The sequence below is a fragment of the Sporosarcina sp. NCCP-2716 genome (assembly GCF_023707985.1).
In the GTDB taxonomy this organism is placed as follows: domain Bacteria; phylum Bacillota; class Bacilli; order Bacillales_A; family Planococcaceae; genus Sporosarcina.
The window spans coordinates 135,417-152,488 of record NZ_BRCF01000005.1 but is presented as its reverse complement, the minus strand read 5'-3'; the positions used below and the strand labels follow the sequence as shown (position 1 = coordinate 152,488).

Below are 17,072 nucleotides of genomic sequence, written 5' to 3'. Positions count from 1 at the left end.
CCGCCCAATCCTTTTTCAGGGAGGTTTATCTGCTTCTGCGCTATTCAAAAACAGACAGCGGGATGCTGTCTGTCCTGATGGAACGTCTTCAGTTGGCTTTCCGGTTTTCATACGCTGCAATCTGGTCTTCGTATTGGAAGGTGAGCGAGATTTCATCCCACCCGTTCAGCAGCATTTCCTTTGAATACGGATCGATGCCGAATGGAATCGTTTCGCCGCTGTCCTTCCGGAGGATCGTCTGCTGTTCGAGGTCGACCGTCAGGCTGAGCGGAGTCTTCTGACCGTCGGCAAGCAGCCGGTCGATGACGTTCTGAGGCAGCCGGATCGGGAGGATGCCGTTCTTGAAACAATTATTATAGAAGATATCCGCGTAGCTCGGTGCGAGGATGACCCTGAATCCGTAATCGAGGATCGCCCACGGTGCGTGTTCGCGGGACGATCCGCAGCCGAAGTTTTCATCGGCGAGCAGGATTTCGGAACCGGCGAAACGAGGGTCGTTCAGGACGAATGATTCTTTCACGGCTCCTGCCGCGTCAAACCGCCAATGGTGGAACAGATAACGGCCGAAGCCGGTCCGTTCAATCCGTTTCAGGAATTCCTTAGAGATGATCTGGTCGGTATCGACGTTTTTCCGGTCGAGCGGTGTCACGGTGCTGGTTATCATACGGAGTGATTCCATAGGTGCTGCCCCCTTTCTATTCCTGCAGTGCAGGCACTTTCCTGCAGTCGGTGAAACGTCCTTCGATCGCTGCCGCGGCAGCCATTGCCGGGCTGACGAGATGCGTCCGGGCGCCCGCTCCCTGCCGCCCTTCGAAATTCCGGTTCGATGTGGAAGCGCACCGCTCCCCTGCCGGCACGACGTCGTCATTCATGGCGAGGCACATACTGCAGCCGGACTCCCGCCACTCGAATCCCGCTTCCTTGAATACGGTATCGAGCCCTTCTTCCTCCGCGAGCCGTTTGACGGAACGCGAGCCGGGGACGACAATGGCGGTCACGGACGGGTGGACATGCCGGCCGGCAATGACACCGGCGGCTGCTCGCAGATCGCTCAGCCGGGCGTTCGTGCAGGATCCGATGAACACGTGCTGGATTTCGATATCCTGGATCGGCATCCCCTCTTCGAGACCCATGTAGTCGATCGCTTTCTTCACCGCTTCCCGATCGGATGGGGACACGATCTCCGATAAAAACGGCACCCGTCCGCTGACGCCCGTGCCCATGGCGGGATTTGTGCCCCAAGTGACGTGCGGCTCGATCGAGGATGCGTCGATCGAAAGGGTTTTATCATAGACGGCGCCTTCGTCCGAGGCGAGTGCGAGCCAGCGGGCTGCCGCCTCGTCGAATGCTTCGTCTGACGGAGCATTCCGGCGTCCCTTCAAATAGGCGACGGTCGTTTCGTCGGGACTGATCAGACCGGCTTTCGCCCCTGCCTCGATGGACATGTTGCAGACGGTCATCCGCTCTTCCATCGACAGGCTGCGGATCGCCTCCCCGGTGAATTCGACGATATGGCCGGTGCCCGCATCGATACCGAATTCAGCGATGACAGCCAGGATGATGTCTTTGGCCGTCACACCCGGCTGGAGGGTGCCTGTGATCTGGATGTTCATCGTCTTCGGGCGGTGCTGCCAGAGCGTCTGTGTCGACAGGACGTGTTCCACTTCGCTTGTTCCGATGCCGAATGCGATGGCGCCGAATGCACCGTGCGTCGACGTATGGCTGTCGCCGCAGACGATCGTCCGGCCCGGCTGTGTCAGCCCGAGTTCCGGTCCGATGATGTGGACGATCCCCTGGTCGGGATGGGTCATATGGGCAAGTTCGATACCGAACTCCCGGCAGTTGCGCTCAAGCGCGCTCATCTGCTTTTCGGCGGTCGGATCCGCTATCTTCGTCACATTGCGTGTCGGGACGTTATGGTCCATCGTCGCATAGCACAGTTCCGGACGTCTGACGCGCCGCCCTGCCAGCCGGAGCCCTTCGAAGGCCTGAGGGGATGTCACTTCGTGGAGCAGATGGAGGTCGATATAGAGCAGATCCGGCTTCCCTTCCTCCTTCACGACGATGTGCTGATCCCAGATTTTTTCGATGATGGTTTTCGCCATGTTCCCTTCCCCTTTCCGTGATGGCTCCTGCTGGCTGCGGTCCGTGACCTGGTCAGACATAGGAGAACATGATGCTGTTCGAGACGGACTGGACGTCGACTTCCTCGGCTACCCGCGATGCCCACTCTTCGGTCGACAGCGGCCGGACGCCTTTCGCAGCGACGTCAGCCGTGCAATGGCCTTCTTCGTAGACGGTCTGCACCGCCAGCTCGATTGCTGCAGCCTCGTCTTCCATGCCGAACGACTGGCGCAGCATCATCGCCGCGGACAGGATGGTGGCAGCCGGGTTGGCAAAGCCTTTGCCGGCGATTTCCGGTGCCGAGCCGTGGACCGGTTCGTACAGGCCGAAGCCGTCTGTCCGGACGCTCGCTGAAGGCAGCAGTCCGAGCGATCCTGTGATGACGGACGCTTCGTCGCTCAAGATGTCGCCGAACATGTTCTCTGTGACGATGACGTCGAACGCGCCGGGATTCGTGATGAGCTTCATTGCTGCCGAATCGACGAGCTGATGCTCGACTTCGACGTCAGGATAATCGGCTCGCACGTCTTCGACGACGTCACGCCACAGCCGGCTCGACTGGAGGACATTCGCTTTGTCGACGGACGTCACTTTGCTTTTCCGCATCCGTGACAATTCGAACGCCGCACGGACGATGCGCTCGATTTCGTCCCTCGTATAGACGAGTGTATCGACCGCCGCATCTTCTGTCCTGCGGCTCGGCTCGCCGAAGTACAGGCCGCCCGTCAGTTCGCGCATGATGACGAGGTCAACGTCCTTTACGCGGTCTTCTTTCAGCGGAGACTGATGGAGCAGCGCAGGCACCGCCTTCACCGGACGGATATTGGCGAACAGCCCGAACCGTTTGCGGATGGCGAGCAGCCCTTTTTCCGGCCGCTGGTCCGCTGGATTGCTGTCCCATTTCGGTCCGCCGACCGCGCCAAGCAGGATGGCATCACTCTGTTCGCAAAGCGCGACGGTCTCTTCGGGAAGCGGCGTACCGGATTCATCGACTGCGGCTCCTCCGATTGTTCCGTGGACAAATTCGAATGAATGATGGAACCTTCTGGCAATGACTTCGAGCACTTTCACGGCACCTGCCGTCACTTCCGGGCCGATTCCGTCACCGGGCAATACTGCGATACGTTTTTCCATCATCGTCTCCTCCTTTTTTGTTACAGGACAGCTGCCGCCGCCTGTTTCTTCCTATTTTCGTATGACTCCCGGACGAGCTGCCGGTTGATGGCATTGAGATAAGCTTTTGCGGATGCTTCGAGCACATCCTGCGCGATGCCCCTGCCTGTCAGCTTCGTTCCGTTGAATTCGAGATTGACGATTGCCTGGCCGAGTGCGTCGCGACCTTTCCCGATCGAGGACACTTGGTAATCCAAGATGTGTACATCACCTTTCACGAGCAGTTCGAGCGTATTGAAGATCGCTTCCACGGAGCCGGCGCCTGTCGTTGCGACGTGCACCGTGTCACCGGCCGGCGTTGCAGCAGTGACAGTCGCGGTCGGCACGTTGTTCGTCCCGTATTGCACTTGAATATTGTCCAGCTGATAGATCGGAGTTTCGGTCTCTTCGAGCTGCTGTTTCGTGAAGAGGACGAACAGATCGTCTTCAGTGATTTCCTTCTTTTTGTCCGCCAGTTCCTTGAATTCCCGGAACGCTGCGTTCATCTGGGTATCATCGAGCGTAAAGCCCATTGTGATCGCCCGGTCCTTGAACGCCGCCCGGCCTGAATGTTTGCCAAGAGCGAGCGGCTCTACCGACGCACCGATCAGTGCCGGAGTAATGATTTCGTACGTTTCCGGGTTCTTCAGCATGCCGTCCTGGTGGATGCCCGATTCGTGGGCGAAGGCGTTCTTGCCGACGACCGCTTTGTTCGGCTGGATGGCGACACCGGTCAGCCGGCTGACGAGTTCGCTCGTTCGTTTGATCTCTTCCAGCCGGATGCCGCTCTCAAGCTGATACAGTTCTTTCCGGATATGGAGAGCGACGGCGATTTCCTCGAGGGCGGCATTGCCGGCCCGCTCGCCGATCCCGTTGATCGTCCCTTCGACCTGGTCGGCGCCGTTTTCGATCGCTGCGATGGAATTGGCCACCGCCATGCCGAGGTCGTTATGGCAGTGTGCGGACAGTTTCACGCGGTCGATGCCGCGGACGTTCTCTTTCAGGAACCGGAACAGCGCCCCGTATTCCTGCGGCGATGCATAGCCGACCGTGTCGGGGATGTTGACGGTCGTTGCACCTGCTGCGATCACTTCGTTCAGAATCCTGACAAGGAAGGCGGGATCCGAACGGAATGCGTCTTCGGCGGACCACTGGACGAGCGGAAATCTGTCCGCTGCATATTTCACCGCACGGACTGCCGTCTCGAGGACCTGATCGGGTGTCTTCTTCAATTTGTATTCCATATGAATCGGGGACGTCGCGAGGAAGATATGGACGTGCGGCTCCGCGCCGCCTTTCAACGCTTCCCAGCACGTGTCGATATCACTCTGCACTGCGCGCGCCAGGCCTGTCACCGTCGAATCCTTCACGGTGTCCGCGATCTGTTTGACTGCTTCGAAATCACCTGGTGAGGAAGCGGGGAACCCTGCCTCGATCACCGTTGCGCCGAACCGTTCTAGCTGGCGGGCAATTTTCAGTTTCTCTGCCGTATTCAAGTTGATGCCTGCCGACTGTTCACCGTCTCTCAGCGTCGTGTCGAAGAAGTCAATTTGCCGCACCTGCTGTCACCTCTTCCTCTTTTTTCAATCCTTTTTCCACGAACGGCATCATCGCACGGAGCTTTTCACCGACTTCCTCGATCTGATGAGCCGCTTCTTCCTTCTCGATGCGATTGAAGTTCGGGCGTCCGTTTTCGTTCTCCGCGATCCATTCATTTGCGAACTTCCCGGACTGGATATCGTCGAGAATCGACTTCATGCGGCCTTTCGTCTCTGCATCTACGACGCGCGGTCCGGAGACGAAGTCGCCCCATTCCGCTGTATCCGAAACGGAATAGCGCATGCCTGCCATGCCGCCTTCGTACATGAGATCGACGATGAGCTTCGTCTCATGCAGCGTCTCGAAATAGGCGAGTTCCGGCTGATAGCCCGCTTCCACTAGTGTTTCGAAACCTGCTTTGATGAGTGATGTGAGGCCGCCGCACAGGACCGCCTGCTCGCCGAACAGATCGGTGACGGTCTCTTCTTCGAACGACGTTTCGAGCACACCGCCGCGGGCCGAGCCGATCGCTTTCGCGTAGGCGAGTGCAGTGTCGCGCGCCGTTCCGGATGGATCCTGGTAGACACCGAACAGTGCTGGTACGCCGGCTCCCGCTTCGAATGTGCGGCGGACGAGGTGTCCCGGCCCTTTCGGAGCGACGAGGAAGACGTCGACTTCCTCCGGCGGCTGGATCTGGCCGAAATGGATGTTGAAGCCATGCGCGAAGGCGAGCGACTTCCCTTTTCGGAGTGCCGGCGCGATCTCTTCTTCATACACTTGCTTCTGGCGCTCATCCGGCAGAAGAAGCATGATGACATCCGCCTGTTCTGCCGCTTCGGCAACAGTCGTTACATCCAGGCCGTCTTCTTTCGCCTTGTCGCAGGACTTCCCGGGACGTACGCCGACGACGACGTCGAATCCGGAATCCTTCAAGTTCTGGGCGTGTGCATGGCCTTGCGAGCCGTAGCCGATCACTGCGATCTTCTTGCCGGCCAATACGTTTTCGTCGATGTCCTGGTTGTAATACATGTTTGTCATAATGAATTCCTCCTAATGGGTTTTTGAATGTATGGGGTGTTTCATCTCACATGGTTTCAGTCCGCTCACTTCAGGATCGACAGCAGCGGGGACGGGGCTTTCTGGATCTCCCGGACGAACGCTGCAGTGCCGGTGCGGGTCAGTTCCTTGATGCCGTACGGTCTCATCAGGTCGATGAACGCATCGATTTTGTCCGGATCGCCGGTGACCTGGTACGTGACAATGTTCTTTCCGGAATCGACGACCGCTGCGCGGAACGGTTCTACCAGGCTGTTCATCTCACCGCGGGCATGCGGCGGTGACGATACTTTGATCAATGCCAGTTCACGGAGGACGATCGATTTGTCCGTGATGTCGGTCACTTTGAGGACGTCGATCTGTTTCTGCAGCTGTTTGACGAGCTGTTCGATCTTGCGTTCGTCCTCGACATTGACGATGAACGTCATTTTCGACATGCCCGGCTGTTCGGTATGGCCGACGGTGATGCTCTCGATATTGAACTGCCGCTTCATGAGCAGGCCGGTCACCCGGTTGAGGACGCCGCTCTGGTTGATGACCGTGACGGTGATGACTCGTTTCATGGGGCACTCACTCCAATCATTTCCTGGATCCCTCTGCCGGGAGCGACCATCGGGTAGACGTTCTCCTGGCGTTTCACCCGGCAGTCAATGACGGCGGGCTCGTCGGACAGGAGTGCTTCCCTGAAGATCGCTTCTGCTTCCTGCATCGTCCGGATCCGGTACGCTTTCAGGTCGTACGCTTCCGCCAGCTTTACGAAATCCGGCTGGACGGGGATGAGTGACTGGGAATACCGCTCTTCGTAGAACGTTTCCTGCCACTGCTGCACCATGCCGAGTGCTTCGTTGTTCAGGATGACGACTTTCACCGGAATCCGGTGCTCCTGCAGCAACGACAGTTCCTGGGCCGTCATTTGGAACCCGCCATCCCCCACGACGGCGACAACCCGTGCCTCCGGTTTTGCAAGCTGCGCGCCAATCGCCGCCGGGAACCCGAAGCCCATCGTGCCGAGTCCGCCGGAAGTCACCCAGCGGTCAGCGTGGTTGAGGCCGTAATACTGGGCGGTCCACATCTGGTGCTGGCCGACGTCCGTCGTCACGATCGCATTTCCTTCCGTGATGTCGTGGATGAGCTGCAGCGCCTGCTGGGGCAGGACGTGCGAAGGGTCCTCTTCGTACCAGAGCGGGAAATTCTTCTCCAGCTGGCCCAGCTTCTCAAGCCATGCTCCCGTATCCGGCGGCTGGCCTCCCTCTTTCATAAGGGACTTGAGCGCCTCTTTCGCGTCCGCTACAATCGGGATTTCTGTCGGGACGTTCTTGCCGATCTCCGCCGGGTCAATGTCGATATGGATAACTGCGGCATGCGGTGCGAACCGTTCAAGATTGCCTGTCAGCCGGTCGTCGAAACGGGCGCCGATGTTGAGGAGCACGTCACATTCACTGAGCGCCATGTTGGCGGTGTACGTGCCGTGCATGCCCGCCATGCCGAGGAACAGTTCGTGGTTCCCCGGGATGCTGCCGAGGCCGAGCAGTGTGTTGGTAATCGGGATCCGGTTCGTTTCCGCGAATTCCCTTAGCTCGGAGGCCGCTTTTGCATGCAGCACGCCTGCCCCGGCCAGGATGACCGGACGCTTCGCCTGCGCCAGCTGCGATGCCGCTTTCCGGATCTGCAGGAAGTTCGGATAGAAAGTCGGCTGGTACCCGGGAAGGCAGAGGACGTCAGGCGAATCCGGCACGTTCTCCGCGGAAGCAGATGCGATGTCTTTCGGAATGTCGACGACGACGGGACCTGGCCGGCCGGTCGTCGCGATGTGGAAGGCTTCCTTGACGATCCGCGGGAGATCTTCGACAGAGCCCACCTGGTAATTGTGTTTCGTGATCGGCTGGGTGATGCCGATGATGTCCGCTTCCTGGAAGGCATCCGTGCCGATGACGCCTGACGCGACCTGGCCGGTGAAGACGACGAGCGGGATGGAATCCATCATGGCGTCCGTGATGCCAGTGACAAGGTTGGTAGCGCCGGGTCCTGACGTCGCGACGACGACGCCCGGTTTGCCGGAGACGCGCGCGTATCCTTCCGCTGCATGGATGGCGCCCTGCTCGTGTCTTGCGAGGATATGGCGGATCGGCTGTTTGTACAGCGCATCATAGATTGGCAGCACCGCCCCGCCCGGATAGCCGAAGATCATTTCGACCCCCTGTTCTTTCAGCGAACGGATCAGAACGTCGGACCCGTTCGCCGGCCGCATCGGCGCAGCATCGGCATCCGCTGCAGCCATTGCCGTCTTCATCTTCACTACCGTACTCATGTGCATCTCTCCCTTTCCTTGTCACTGCCCGGAAGCCGGACAACAACCGGCTTTTTTGATGAAAACAAAAAAGCTTTTCCTCCCCGCGCAAAAAAGCTTGCGCAAGGGATGAAAAAGCTTTCATGGTACCACCCTTGTTCGCGGCAACGTCCACCGCCTCATGGACACGGGCTTGAGGCCCGCGTCCTTTTACATAACGGACATGATCTGTCCGGGACGGCCTACTTCGTTCAGCTGTCCACTCCGAGGGGATATCGTGCTGGCTGCATTGCCGGCTCACACCACCGCCGGCTCTCTGGGAATGCAGGATTCCAGTCACTTTTTCCTCATCATCGAGTTGTCTATTAAACTTTCATGACACCGCCTGTGCTGGCTGAAGTCACCAGCTTGGCGTAGCGTGCGAGATATCCTTTTTTGATCTTCAATTCGAACGGTTTCAGCTTTTCACGCCGCGCAGCCAGCTCTTGTTCACTGACTTCGAGCTCGATCGTCCGGTTTGTCAGGTCGATGGCGATCGTATCACCGTCTTCGACTAGGGCGATCGGTCCGCCTTCCGCCGCTTCCGGGGAAATGTGTCCTATGGAGATGCCGCGGGACGCACCGGAGAACCGGCCGTCCGTGATGAGCGCCACTTTCGTCCCGAGCCCCCTGCCGGCGATCGCCGCAGTCGGTGCGAGCATCTCCGGCATGCCCGGCCCTCCTTTCGGGCCTTCGTAGCGGATGACGACGACATGGCCTTCTTGAACGGTGCCGTTGTCGATGCCTTCCTGTGCGGCTTCCTGAGATTCGAAGACGATCGCCTTGCCCGTGAACTGCTTGATGGACGGGTCGACCGCTCCGACTTTGATGACCCCGCCGTCAGGAGCGATGTTGCCGAACAGGACGGACAACCCGCCTGTCGGACTGTATGCATTGTCCGGCTTCCTGATGACTTCTTCATTTTTGATCGGCCGGTCTTCCACATTTTCATAGAGCGATTTCCCGGTGACGGTAATCCGGTCCGGATGCACCGCCCCTTCGATTTCGCACAATTCCTTGATGATGGCGCTGACGCCTCCCGCCAGGTGGACGTCGTGCATCGTATAATCGGACGCCGGGCTGATCTTCGATAAATACGGGATCCGCTTCGCGACTTCGTTGATCTGCCGGACATCGTATTCGATTTCAGCTTCGTGTGCGATGGCGAGCGTATGGAGCACTGTATTCGTTGAGCCGCCCATCGCCATGTCGAGCGCGAACGCGTCGTCGATCGTCTCTTTCGTGATGATGTCACGCGGCTTGACGTCTTCCTTCACCATGCGGACGAGATGCTGCGCGGCTTCCTTGATGAGCCGGTGCCGTTCGTCCGATGTCGCGACGATCGTGCCGTTGTCCGGGACCGTCACGCCGAGCATTTCCATCAGCGAGTTCATGGAATTCGCGGTGAACATCCCGGAACAGCTGCCGCACGTCGGACAGGCACTCTGTTCGATATCGAGCAGTTCCTCCGCAGTCATCGACCCCTGCTTGTAGGAACCGACGCCTTCGAAGACGGAGACGAGCGAAAGCGGTTTGCCGTCTGCGGAAGTTCCGCCTTCCATCGGCCCGCCTGAGACGAAGACCGAGGGGACATTCGTCCGGACAGCCGCCATCAGCATGCCCGGCGTGATCTTATCGCAGTTCGGAATGTAGAAGACACCGTCGAACCAATGGGCGTTGATGACCGTTTCAGCAGCGTCGGCGATCAGTTCCCGGCTCGGCAGCGAATACCGCATGCCGATATGCCCCATCGCGATGCCGTCATCGACACCGATCGTATTGAACTCGAACGGGATGCCACCTGCTTCCCGGATAGCCTCTTTCACGACTTCCGCGAATTTGTTCAGATGCATATGACCCGGGATGATATCGATATAGGAGTTGCACACCCCGATGAACGGCTTCTCCATATCTTTCGAACGGACACCCGTCGCATACAGCAGACTCCGATGCGGCGCCCGGTCCACACCTTTCTTGATCATGTCACTTCTCATTACAGTTCACTCCTCACAATGGCACTGGCGGATGGACAAATGTCGTACCCGATCAGCGGCAGCGATCCGCCCCGCTGAATTAGATTGTTGTAATCATATAGCGAAAGAAATCAAGAGTCAACCTTGTTTTTTAAATTGTTACTCTATTTCGAATAGATAATAAAAATGTATACGCTTACATCGTTGATGCAGTGCGATATATTGCATAACAACTTTTTTAATAAAAAATTTTCATGTTCGGATTTCCCGTGGGTCAAATACTTTTCGACAAAATTCGATACGTCCACATTTGTGGATAAGTTTCTCCACGGTATCCCCTCCATACTGGCGGTCTCCGTAACATTTGCGCACAGGTTGTCCACAAATTACCCACCATTCAGTGTGGACAATCGAACGGTTGTTCTTTTCCATGTTATCTGATAAGTTATACACAACCCGCTTTCCCTGCAACTGGGGAAATGATGAAACTCTGCTGGAAGAAGGTGACTTGTCATGAATAGACTCCCCGATACCCTCTTACTCGAATCGTATGTTAAAGCCATGGAGCTGGAACTGTGTGCTGATTTTATCGACTTGCTGAAACGTGAAGTGGATAAGCGCAGTCTGCTTTGTTTTATACACTAATTGCCGAAAGAACATATGCCACCAAGAAGGGAAAGCGGTGTTGACCAGTTATCCATACAGAAAACCCCTTGCCTTTATAAAAGGTCAAGGGGTTTTCTGCGTCAGCTGTTATCATCATATAGTGAAGCGCTGGAACAATTCTTATTTCAATTCGTACTTCGCATAGCCGTCTTGTGTCTCTCCTAAATAAAGTATCCGGGAATCGTCCCCGATGTGCCCCTTGCCTTTGACTGATGTCTCGAATATCATTTTCGTGCCCGGCACAGGCTGGATGAACCAGTTATTGTCGACAAATGGCTCGATCTGTTCAAGCCCCGCCAGATAATCAATGATCGCTTCGCGGTTTTCATCCTGGTAGAAGATCACGTCTTTAGCATCGCGCACGCCCGGGAAATTCCCGCTGCCCCGATAGTTATTCGTGATGACAGCAAACTCCTGTTCCGGATCGATAGGCTTTCCGTCATACTGGAGATTTTTGATGCGGTTTGCGTCTTGGTTCAGCACTTTCCCTTCCTTACTGTCGTACTTCGCCGGCTCTGTAATATCTATTTCATATGTTACACCATCGATGACGTCGAAATTGTACGAGCGGTGGTCTCCATTGAGGATGTTCTGCTCTCCCGATTCAGCAGGATCGACTTGGCGGTAAGCTCCCGCTCCCATCTCCAGCCATTCTTTAATGTCTTTGCCGGTCAGGATGACGGCAGCGACCGTGTTATCGTATACGTACAAGTCTGCCAGGTTTTTGATGGTGATATCACCCGCCGGAATGTCCGTATAGTAGTCGGAACCGTATCTTCCTCCGAACTTCAGCGGAGAACCTGCGGACAGAAGAGGCAGTTTTTCGTATTCCGTGCCTTTCAGCCGTTCTTCCACATAATGCTTTTGAGCTTCTGTGACGATCTGGATCGACGAATCGTCACGGACCAGACCGAAGTAGCTCGTCAGCGGTGCGCTTGTTTTCGATACAGGTGTGCGGATGTAGCTGAGGGTGCCTTCGTGTGCTTCTTTGACAGCATTCACTACGTTTTGGTTGACTGCATCGGAATCTTTGTGGACTTCCCTCACAGAACCCTTTCCTGTTACGACTGTCCATTTGCCATTCTTCAGCTGCAGCTGGTAGTCCAGCAATCCGAGATGCGTGCCGAATCGGTTCGGCATAACGACTGGTGTTCCGTTAATCGTCCCTTGAGCGATATTGACGTTTTTGACGTCCTTGAAGTCACCCGGGAACAAAGCATGGTTATGCCCCGTCAGAATACCATCCACGCCATCCAGCGCAGAGATCTGCCATGTCACGTCGTCTTTGTTCTTTTCATGGTTTTCATCGCCGATACCCGAGTGGGCGATGACGAAGACGATATCAGCGCCTTCCTCTTTCACTTTCGGTAAGAACTTCTCCACAGTATCCGCGGCATCTTCCACACGGACTTTCCCTTTCAAGTGGACACCATCCCACTTCATGATTCCAGGAGCCACGACACCGATTACGCCGACTTTCAGCGAGTGAGCGTTCCCCTTAGTGTCCGTGACTTTCTTGTCGAGAACAGCATACGGTGTAAATTGGTTTTCCCCTGTCGATTCGTTATAAATGTTTGCATTCAATATAGGAAAATCCGCTCCAGCAATGACCTTGTCCAAATAGTCCAGTCCGAAATTGAATTCGTGGTTACCGAGAGACATGACGTCGTAGTCCAGAGCGTTCAGTGCCGCCACGGACGGGTGCACTTCACCTTTTTGGAGAGGTTTTTCCTTCACTTTGTAAGAGCCGAGCGGCGTGCCCTGAATGAGATCGCCATTATCGAACAGCAGCGTGTTTTTCACTTCTGCACGCGCTTCGTCGATCAGCACGCCTGTTTTCGCGAGGCCGTAATCCTGGATCGGTTTATCTTGATAGTAATCATAGTTCATCAGATTCGTATGGATATCCGTCGTTCCCATGACCCGGAAATCCACTGTTGCGACTCCTTCTTCACCCTTGCCCGGATATTGCGCATGCAGCTGTACCAGACGGCTGATGATTGCATGCATTTCATTTTTCATGACAGCTTTCTTCGGTTTCGCTGTTCCGTCCGAATAGCCTTTCATGAGGCCGAGTCCGATGCTTTTCGCCATTTCCGGACGCAGTGAAGCACCGAAGTCCTTTTTGTCCTTGAAACGGTCCAGCAAGGTCATCGGGTACTTCTTGTCTGTCTTGGCTGCACGAGCGGAAATGACAAATGCCTGTTCGCGCGTCAGTGAGCCGTTTGTGTCGAAGAGGGTCGCGGAGCGCCCGTGCACGAGACCGGCTTTCACAGCGGCTTCCACGTAGGGAGCGAGCTTTTTATCAACGTCCTTGAACTTGATGGACGCTCCGTCTTCGAGCGGCAGTCCGAGAGCCGTGACAACTTGCCGGACGAACTCCCCTCGCTCCGCTTTGCCTGCCTGCGCGGCTTCCGCTTCTCGTGTGACGAACAGACTTCCTGCCATTAACAGCAGAACCATGAATCCAGCAGTCGCTTTTTTCAGTACCATCATGATAAGCATTGTCCCCTTTACGTATGTTTTCGAGAAAAAAGGACTGCAGAGGAAACCACTTGCCGATTCCGCTGCAGCCCTGCACTATCGCTTATTTCAATTCGTACTTCGCATAGCCGTCTTGTGACGGGCCGACGTATTTAATGCGGCCGTCGTCACCGATGTACTTCTTGCCTTTGTCGGATGTTTCGAAGATCATGCTGGCACCTGAGACAGGCTGGATGGACCAGTTGTTATCTGCAGATGGGTCAAGCGGATCGTTCGCTACCATATAGTCGACAATCGCCTGGCGGTTTTCGTACTGGTAGGCAACCGTGTCGGAAGCGTTCCGGACACCCGGGAAGTTTCCGCTTGCCCGGTAGTTGTTTGTGACAACCATGAACTTCTGTGCCGGGTCGATCGGCTTGCCGTCGAACTTCAGGTTCTTGACGCGGTTAGCGCCTTCGTTGACGACTTTCCCGTCGCCGTCATATTTGTTCGGCTGGGTCACGTCATATTCGTACGTGACACCATCGATGACGTCGAACAGGTACGAGCGGTAGTTCGTGTTCAGGACATTCTGTTCACCCGATTTCGACGGATCGATCTGGTTGAACTGGCCGCCTGACATTTCGAGCCATTCTTTCACATCAGCACCTGTCATGACGAGACCTGTGATTGTGTTGTCGAACACGTAAAGGTCTGCCATATTCTTGATGGCGATGTCGCCTGCAGGGATATCTGTGTAATAGTCAGAGCCATAGCGGCCGCCTGCTTTGAACGGCGCCCCTACGGACAGGACCGGCAAGTCTGCGTACTTGGTACCTGGAATCTGGCTTTCGACATACCGTTTTTGTGCATCCGTCACGATCTGGATCGACGGGTCATCTTTTACGAGGGCAAAGTAGCTTGTGATATCCGCTGTCGTCTTGGAGACCGGCGTGCGGATGTAGTCGAGTGTGCCTTCGTGGGATTTGCTGACTGCGTCCATGACACCCTGATGCACGTCTGTCGATTTTTCATCGACTTGGCGCAGGGAGCCTTTTCCGGAAAGAATAGACCATTTGCCGTCTTTCAGTTTCATTTCATAGTCGAGCAGGCCGAGGTGGCTGCCGAATTTGCCCGGCATGACAACCGGCGTTCCGTTCAGCGTGCCAGCTTCCTGGTCCGCATTCTTCACGTCTTTGAAATCGCCTGGGAAGAGTGCATGGTTGTGACCGGTCAATACGCCGTCCACGCCGTCCATCGCAGAGATCTGCCATGTGACGTCATCTGCATTCTTCTCCGCTTTTTCGTTGCCGATTCCGGAGTGCGCAATGACGAACACGAGGTCCGCTCCCTGCTTCTGCACTTCAGGAAGGAATTTCTGTACGGATTCCGCTGCGTCTTCCACGGTCACTTTCCCTTCGAGGACCGCACCGTCCCAGCGGAGGATTCCCGGTGCGACAACACCGATCACGCCGACTTTCAGCTGGTGCTTGGCGCCTTTGGAATCGGTGACTTCCTTGTTGAGGATCGTATAAGGCTTGTAGCGGTTCTTGCCGGTTTTGACGTCATAGACGTTGGAATTGAGTACCGGCATGCCCGCTGTCTCGATCACTTGATCCAAATAGTCGAGACCGTAGTTGAATTCGTGGTTACCGAGCGACATGACGTCATAGTCAAGCGCCTGCATCGCTGCGAATGAAGGGTGCACTTCGCCTTTTTTCAGCGGATTGACACTCACTTCATACGTTCCGAGCGGCGTGCCCTGGATCAGGTCGCCGTTGTCGAACAGCAGGGTATTCTTCACTTCAGATCGTGCCTTGTCGATCAGGACGCCGACTTTCGCGAGTCCATAATCCTGGATGAGCTTGTCTTGATAGTAATCATAGTTCACAAGGTTCATATGAAGGTCTGTCGTCCCCATGACACGCAGGGCGACTGTCGCGTCATCCGTTTCCGGAGTACCCGGGTGCTGCTGGCTCACTTTCACCAGACGGTTGACGATAGCGCGCGTTTCGTTTTTCATGACCGGCTGTTTCGGTTTCGCTGTGCGGTCCGAATAGCCTTTCAAGAGGCCGAGTCCGATACTTTTCGCCATTTCCGGACGCAGCGAAGCACCGAAGTCCTTCTTGTCCTTGAAGCGGTCAAGCAAAGTCATCGGGTATGTTTTGTCTGTCTTGGCTGCACGTGCGGAAATGACAAATGCCTGTTCGCGCGTCAGTGAGCCGTTTGTATCGAAGAGAGTCGCCGAGCGGCCGTGTACGAGGCCCGCTTTGACAGCGGCTTCCACGTATGGGGCGAGCTGCTTGTCCACGTCCTTGAACGTGAGGGACGAACCGTCTCCTGTCTGCAGATTCAGTGCAGTGACCACTTGTTTGATGAATTCACCGCGTGTTGCTTCGTCATGTTTAGCCGCACTGGCATTTTGGGGTATAATCATACTGCCTAGTGCTAGTAAAACGACGAGCAGACTGAATCCAATTTTTTTCATGAACGACATGCTTCATCTCCCTTTCGGATTAGAGTTTTCAATCTATTTAAACATACCACAGATTGCGAGAGGTTCCAACAACAGACAAGCTTCGTCAGGGCAGGAATGTAACCCTTTTCACGGATGTGCTTGAAAATGGTTAATCGGACATATTCCGCGTCGTTCGCCCCTATGAATTCCGTACGGTGAAGAAAAGAGAGGATGGTTCGAATGCTTGAAGAAAACGTGAAGAAGATTATCCGGAGTGCGTCTTTGGACATTGAACAGCAGCACACACTTCCGGACGATGTACTGCAGATCGCATACGATGAAAAACTGTTCAAACTGTTCCTGCCGGAAACACTCGGCGGGCGCGGGTTGTCACTCCCGGATGCGGCTCGCATATTTGAAGAGGCGGCAGCGGCTGATGGATCGTTCGGCTGGCTCGTGACGATCGGTTCGGGTGGCAACATGTTTCTCGAGAATATGACCGGACCGCAGGCAGAGGAACTGTTCAGCCCGGCGGATGCCGTCATCGCGGGGAGCGGTCACGCGACAGGTGAAGCGCATGAGGAAGGCGGCGGCTACCGGGTATCCGGTGAATGGCATTACTGCAGCGGCGCCCCGTATGCCTCGATGTTCACCGCCAACACGATGATCTGGCGGGACGGGAAGGAAACGGACGAGATGCGCGCCTGCATCCTCCTGCCGGATCAAGTCGAAATCGTCGCTGACTGGAACGCCTTCGGACTGCGCGGCACGGCAAGCCATACGATCCGCGTGAAGGATGCCTTCGTCCCGCAGGAGCGGACGTTCTCGGTCATCGCCAAGCAGAATACAATCGGCCTGCCGGTCCATTCGTTCCCGTTCGTCCAGTTTTCACAAGTCTCGTTCGCTGCCGTCTGTCTCGGCATCGCTTCCCGTTTCCTGGAGGAGGCCGAGCATCTCGCCGAGCAATCGAAACCATACTGGTCTTCTGAGAAAATCGCCGTGACGATGCGTCTGCTGAAAGAGCAGCAGCATCGCTTCAACGAAGCGGAGCAGCTCTTCCATACTGCGGTTTCCCGGCGGTGGGACATGCATCTCGACGGAAGGCTCGACGAACACGAATTGGAGCAGCTGTCCGCTGTGTGCATCGAAAGTGCGGACATCTCCACCGACTGCGCCGTCCAGCTGTTCCGCCGTCTCGGCATGCAGGCCGTTCTTGAAACGTCCCCCGTCAACCGGGCGTTCCGCGACCTGTGGACAGCCGGCCAGCACGGCTTCCTCCAGCCCTGAATCTCTCTCGGCAGGCTTCCCTTTCCTG

General features: G+C 56.0%; 12 protein-coding genes. 2 read left to right on the top strand and 10 right to left on the bottom strand.

The window, feature by feature from the left end; translation table 11 throughout:
- Positions 1 to 88 precede the first annotated feature (88 nt).
- From leuD to ilvD, 8 genes are all read right to left on the bottom strand, one after another.
- Positions 89 to 679 (bottom strand): 3-isopropylmalate dehydratase small subunit, encoded by a 591-nt coding sequence (gene leuD / locus NFU03_RS09255; protein WP_251638104.1) that lies wholly within the window; start codon positions 677 to 679, stop codon positions 89 to 91.
- A 16-nt stretch (positions 680 to 695) separates the two neighbouring features.
- A complete protein-coding gene (leuC, locus tag NFU03_RS09250) occupies positions 696 to 2,105 on the bottom strand; it encodes a 3-isopropylmalate dehydratase large subunit (protein ID WP_251638102.1) in 1,410 nt (469 codons plus the stop codon).
- Positions 2,106 to 2,157: 52 nt separating this feature from the next.
- Positions 2,158 to 3,258 (bottom strand): 3-isopropylmalate dehydrogenase, encoded by a 1,101-nt coding sequence (gene leuB, locus NFU03_RS09245; protein WP_251638100.1) that lies wholly within the window; start codon positions 3,256 to 3,258, stop codon positions 2,158 to 2,160.
- Positions 3,259 to 3,278: 20 nt separating this feature from the next.
- The gene (locus tag NFU03_RS09240) at positions 3,279 to 4,835 is read right to left on the bottom strand and encodes a 2-isopropylmalate synthase (RefSeq protein WP_251638099.1); all 1,557 of its coding nucleotides are present in this window, start codon (positions 4,833 to 4,835) and stop codon (positions 3,279 to 3,281) included.
- Positions 4,822 to 5,853, bottom strand: a complete 1,032-nt coding sequence (gene ilvC, locus NFU03_RS09235) for a ketol-acid reductoisomerase (protein ID WP_251638097.1) — start codon at positions 5,851 to 5,853, stop codon at positions 4,822 to 4,824. The genes NFU03_RS09240 and ilvC overlap by 14 nt, the downstream gene beginning before the upstream one ends.
- A 65-nt stretch (positions 5,854 to 5,918) precedes the next feature.
- The gene (gene ilvN, locus NFU03_RS09230; RefSeq protein ID WP_251638095.1) at positions 5,919 to 6,434 is read right to left on the bottom strand and encodes an acetolactate synthase small subunit; all 516 of its coding nucleotides are present in this window, start codon (positions 6,432 to 6,434) and stop codon (positions 5,919 to 5,921) included.
- The gene (ilvB, locus tag NFU03_RS09225) at positions 6,431 to 8,149 is read right to left on the bottom strand and encodes a biosynthetic-type acetolactate synthase large subunit (RefSeq protein ID WP_251638218.1); all 1,719 of its coding nucleotides are present in this window, start codon (positions 8,147 to 8,149) and stop codon (positions 6,431 to 6,433) included. The genes ilvN and ilvB overlap by 4 nt, the downstream gene beginning before the upstream one ends.
- Positions 8,150 to 8,523: 374 nt before the next feature.
- A complete protein-coding gene (gene ilvD, locus NFU03_RS09220; RefSeq protein WP_251638092.1) occupies positions 8,524 to 10,191 on the bottom strand; it encodes a dihydroxy-acid dehydratase in 1,668 nt (555 codons plus the stop codon).
- Between the two features lie 492 nt (positions 10,192 to 10,683).
- Here ilvD and sda point away from each other — a divergent pair, with 492 nt between their 5' ends.
- Positions 10,684 to 10,815: a sporulation histidine kinase inhibitor Sda gene (sda, locus tag NFU03_RS09215; RefSeq protein ID WP_251638090.1), complete on the top strand. Its 132-nt coding sequence runs from the start codon at positions 10,684 to 10,686 to the stop codon at positions 10,813 to 10,815.
- A gap of 141 nt (positions 10,816 to 10,956) precedes the next feature.
- On the opposite strand, the gene NFU03_RS09210 is transcribed toward sda, so the two are convergent.
- Together NFU03_RS09210 and NFU03_RS09205 are read right to left on the bottom strand one after the other, a co-directional pair.
- On the bottom strand, positions 10,957 to 13,332 hold the full coding sequence (locus NFU03_RS09210; RefSeq protein WP_251638088.1) for a bifunctional 2',3'-cyclic-nucleotide 2'-phosphodiesterase/3'-nucleotidase: 2,376 nt from the start codon (positions 13,330 to 13,332) through the stop codon (positions 10,957 to 10,959).
- A gap of 91 nt (positions 13,333 to 13,423) precedes the next feature.
- Positions 13,424 to 15,787 (bottom strand): bifunctional 2',3'-cyclic-nucleotide 2'-phosphodiesterase/3'-nucleotidase, encoded by a 2,364-nt coding sequence (locus NFU03_RS09205; protein ID WP_251638085.1) that lies wholly within the window; start codon positions 15,785 to 15,787, stop codon positions 13,424 to 13,426.
- 210 nt (positions 15,788 to 15,997) lie between these two features.
- Here NFU03_RS09205 and NFU03_RS09200 point away from each other — a divergent pair, with 210 nt between their 5' ends.
- Positions 15,998 to 17,044, top strand: coding sequence for an acyl-CoA dehydrogenase family protein (locus NFU03_RS09200; protein WP_251638073.1), 1,047 nt, complete (start codon positions 15,998 to 16,000; stop codon positions 17,042 to 17,044).
- Positions 17,045 to 17,072 lie beyond the last annotated feature (28 nt).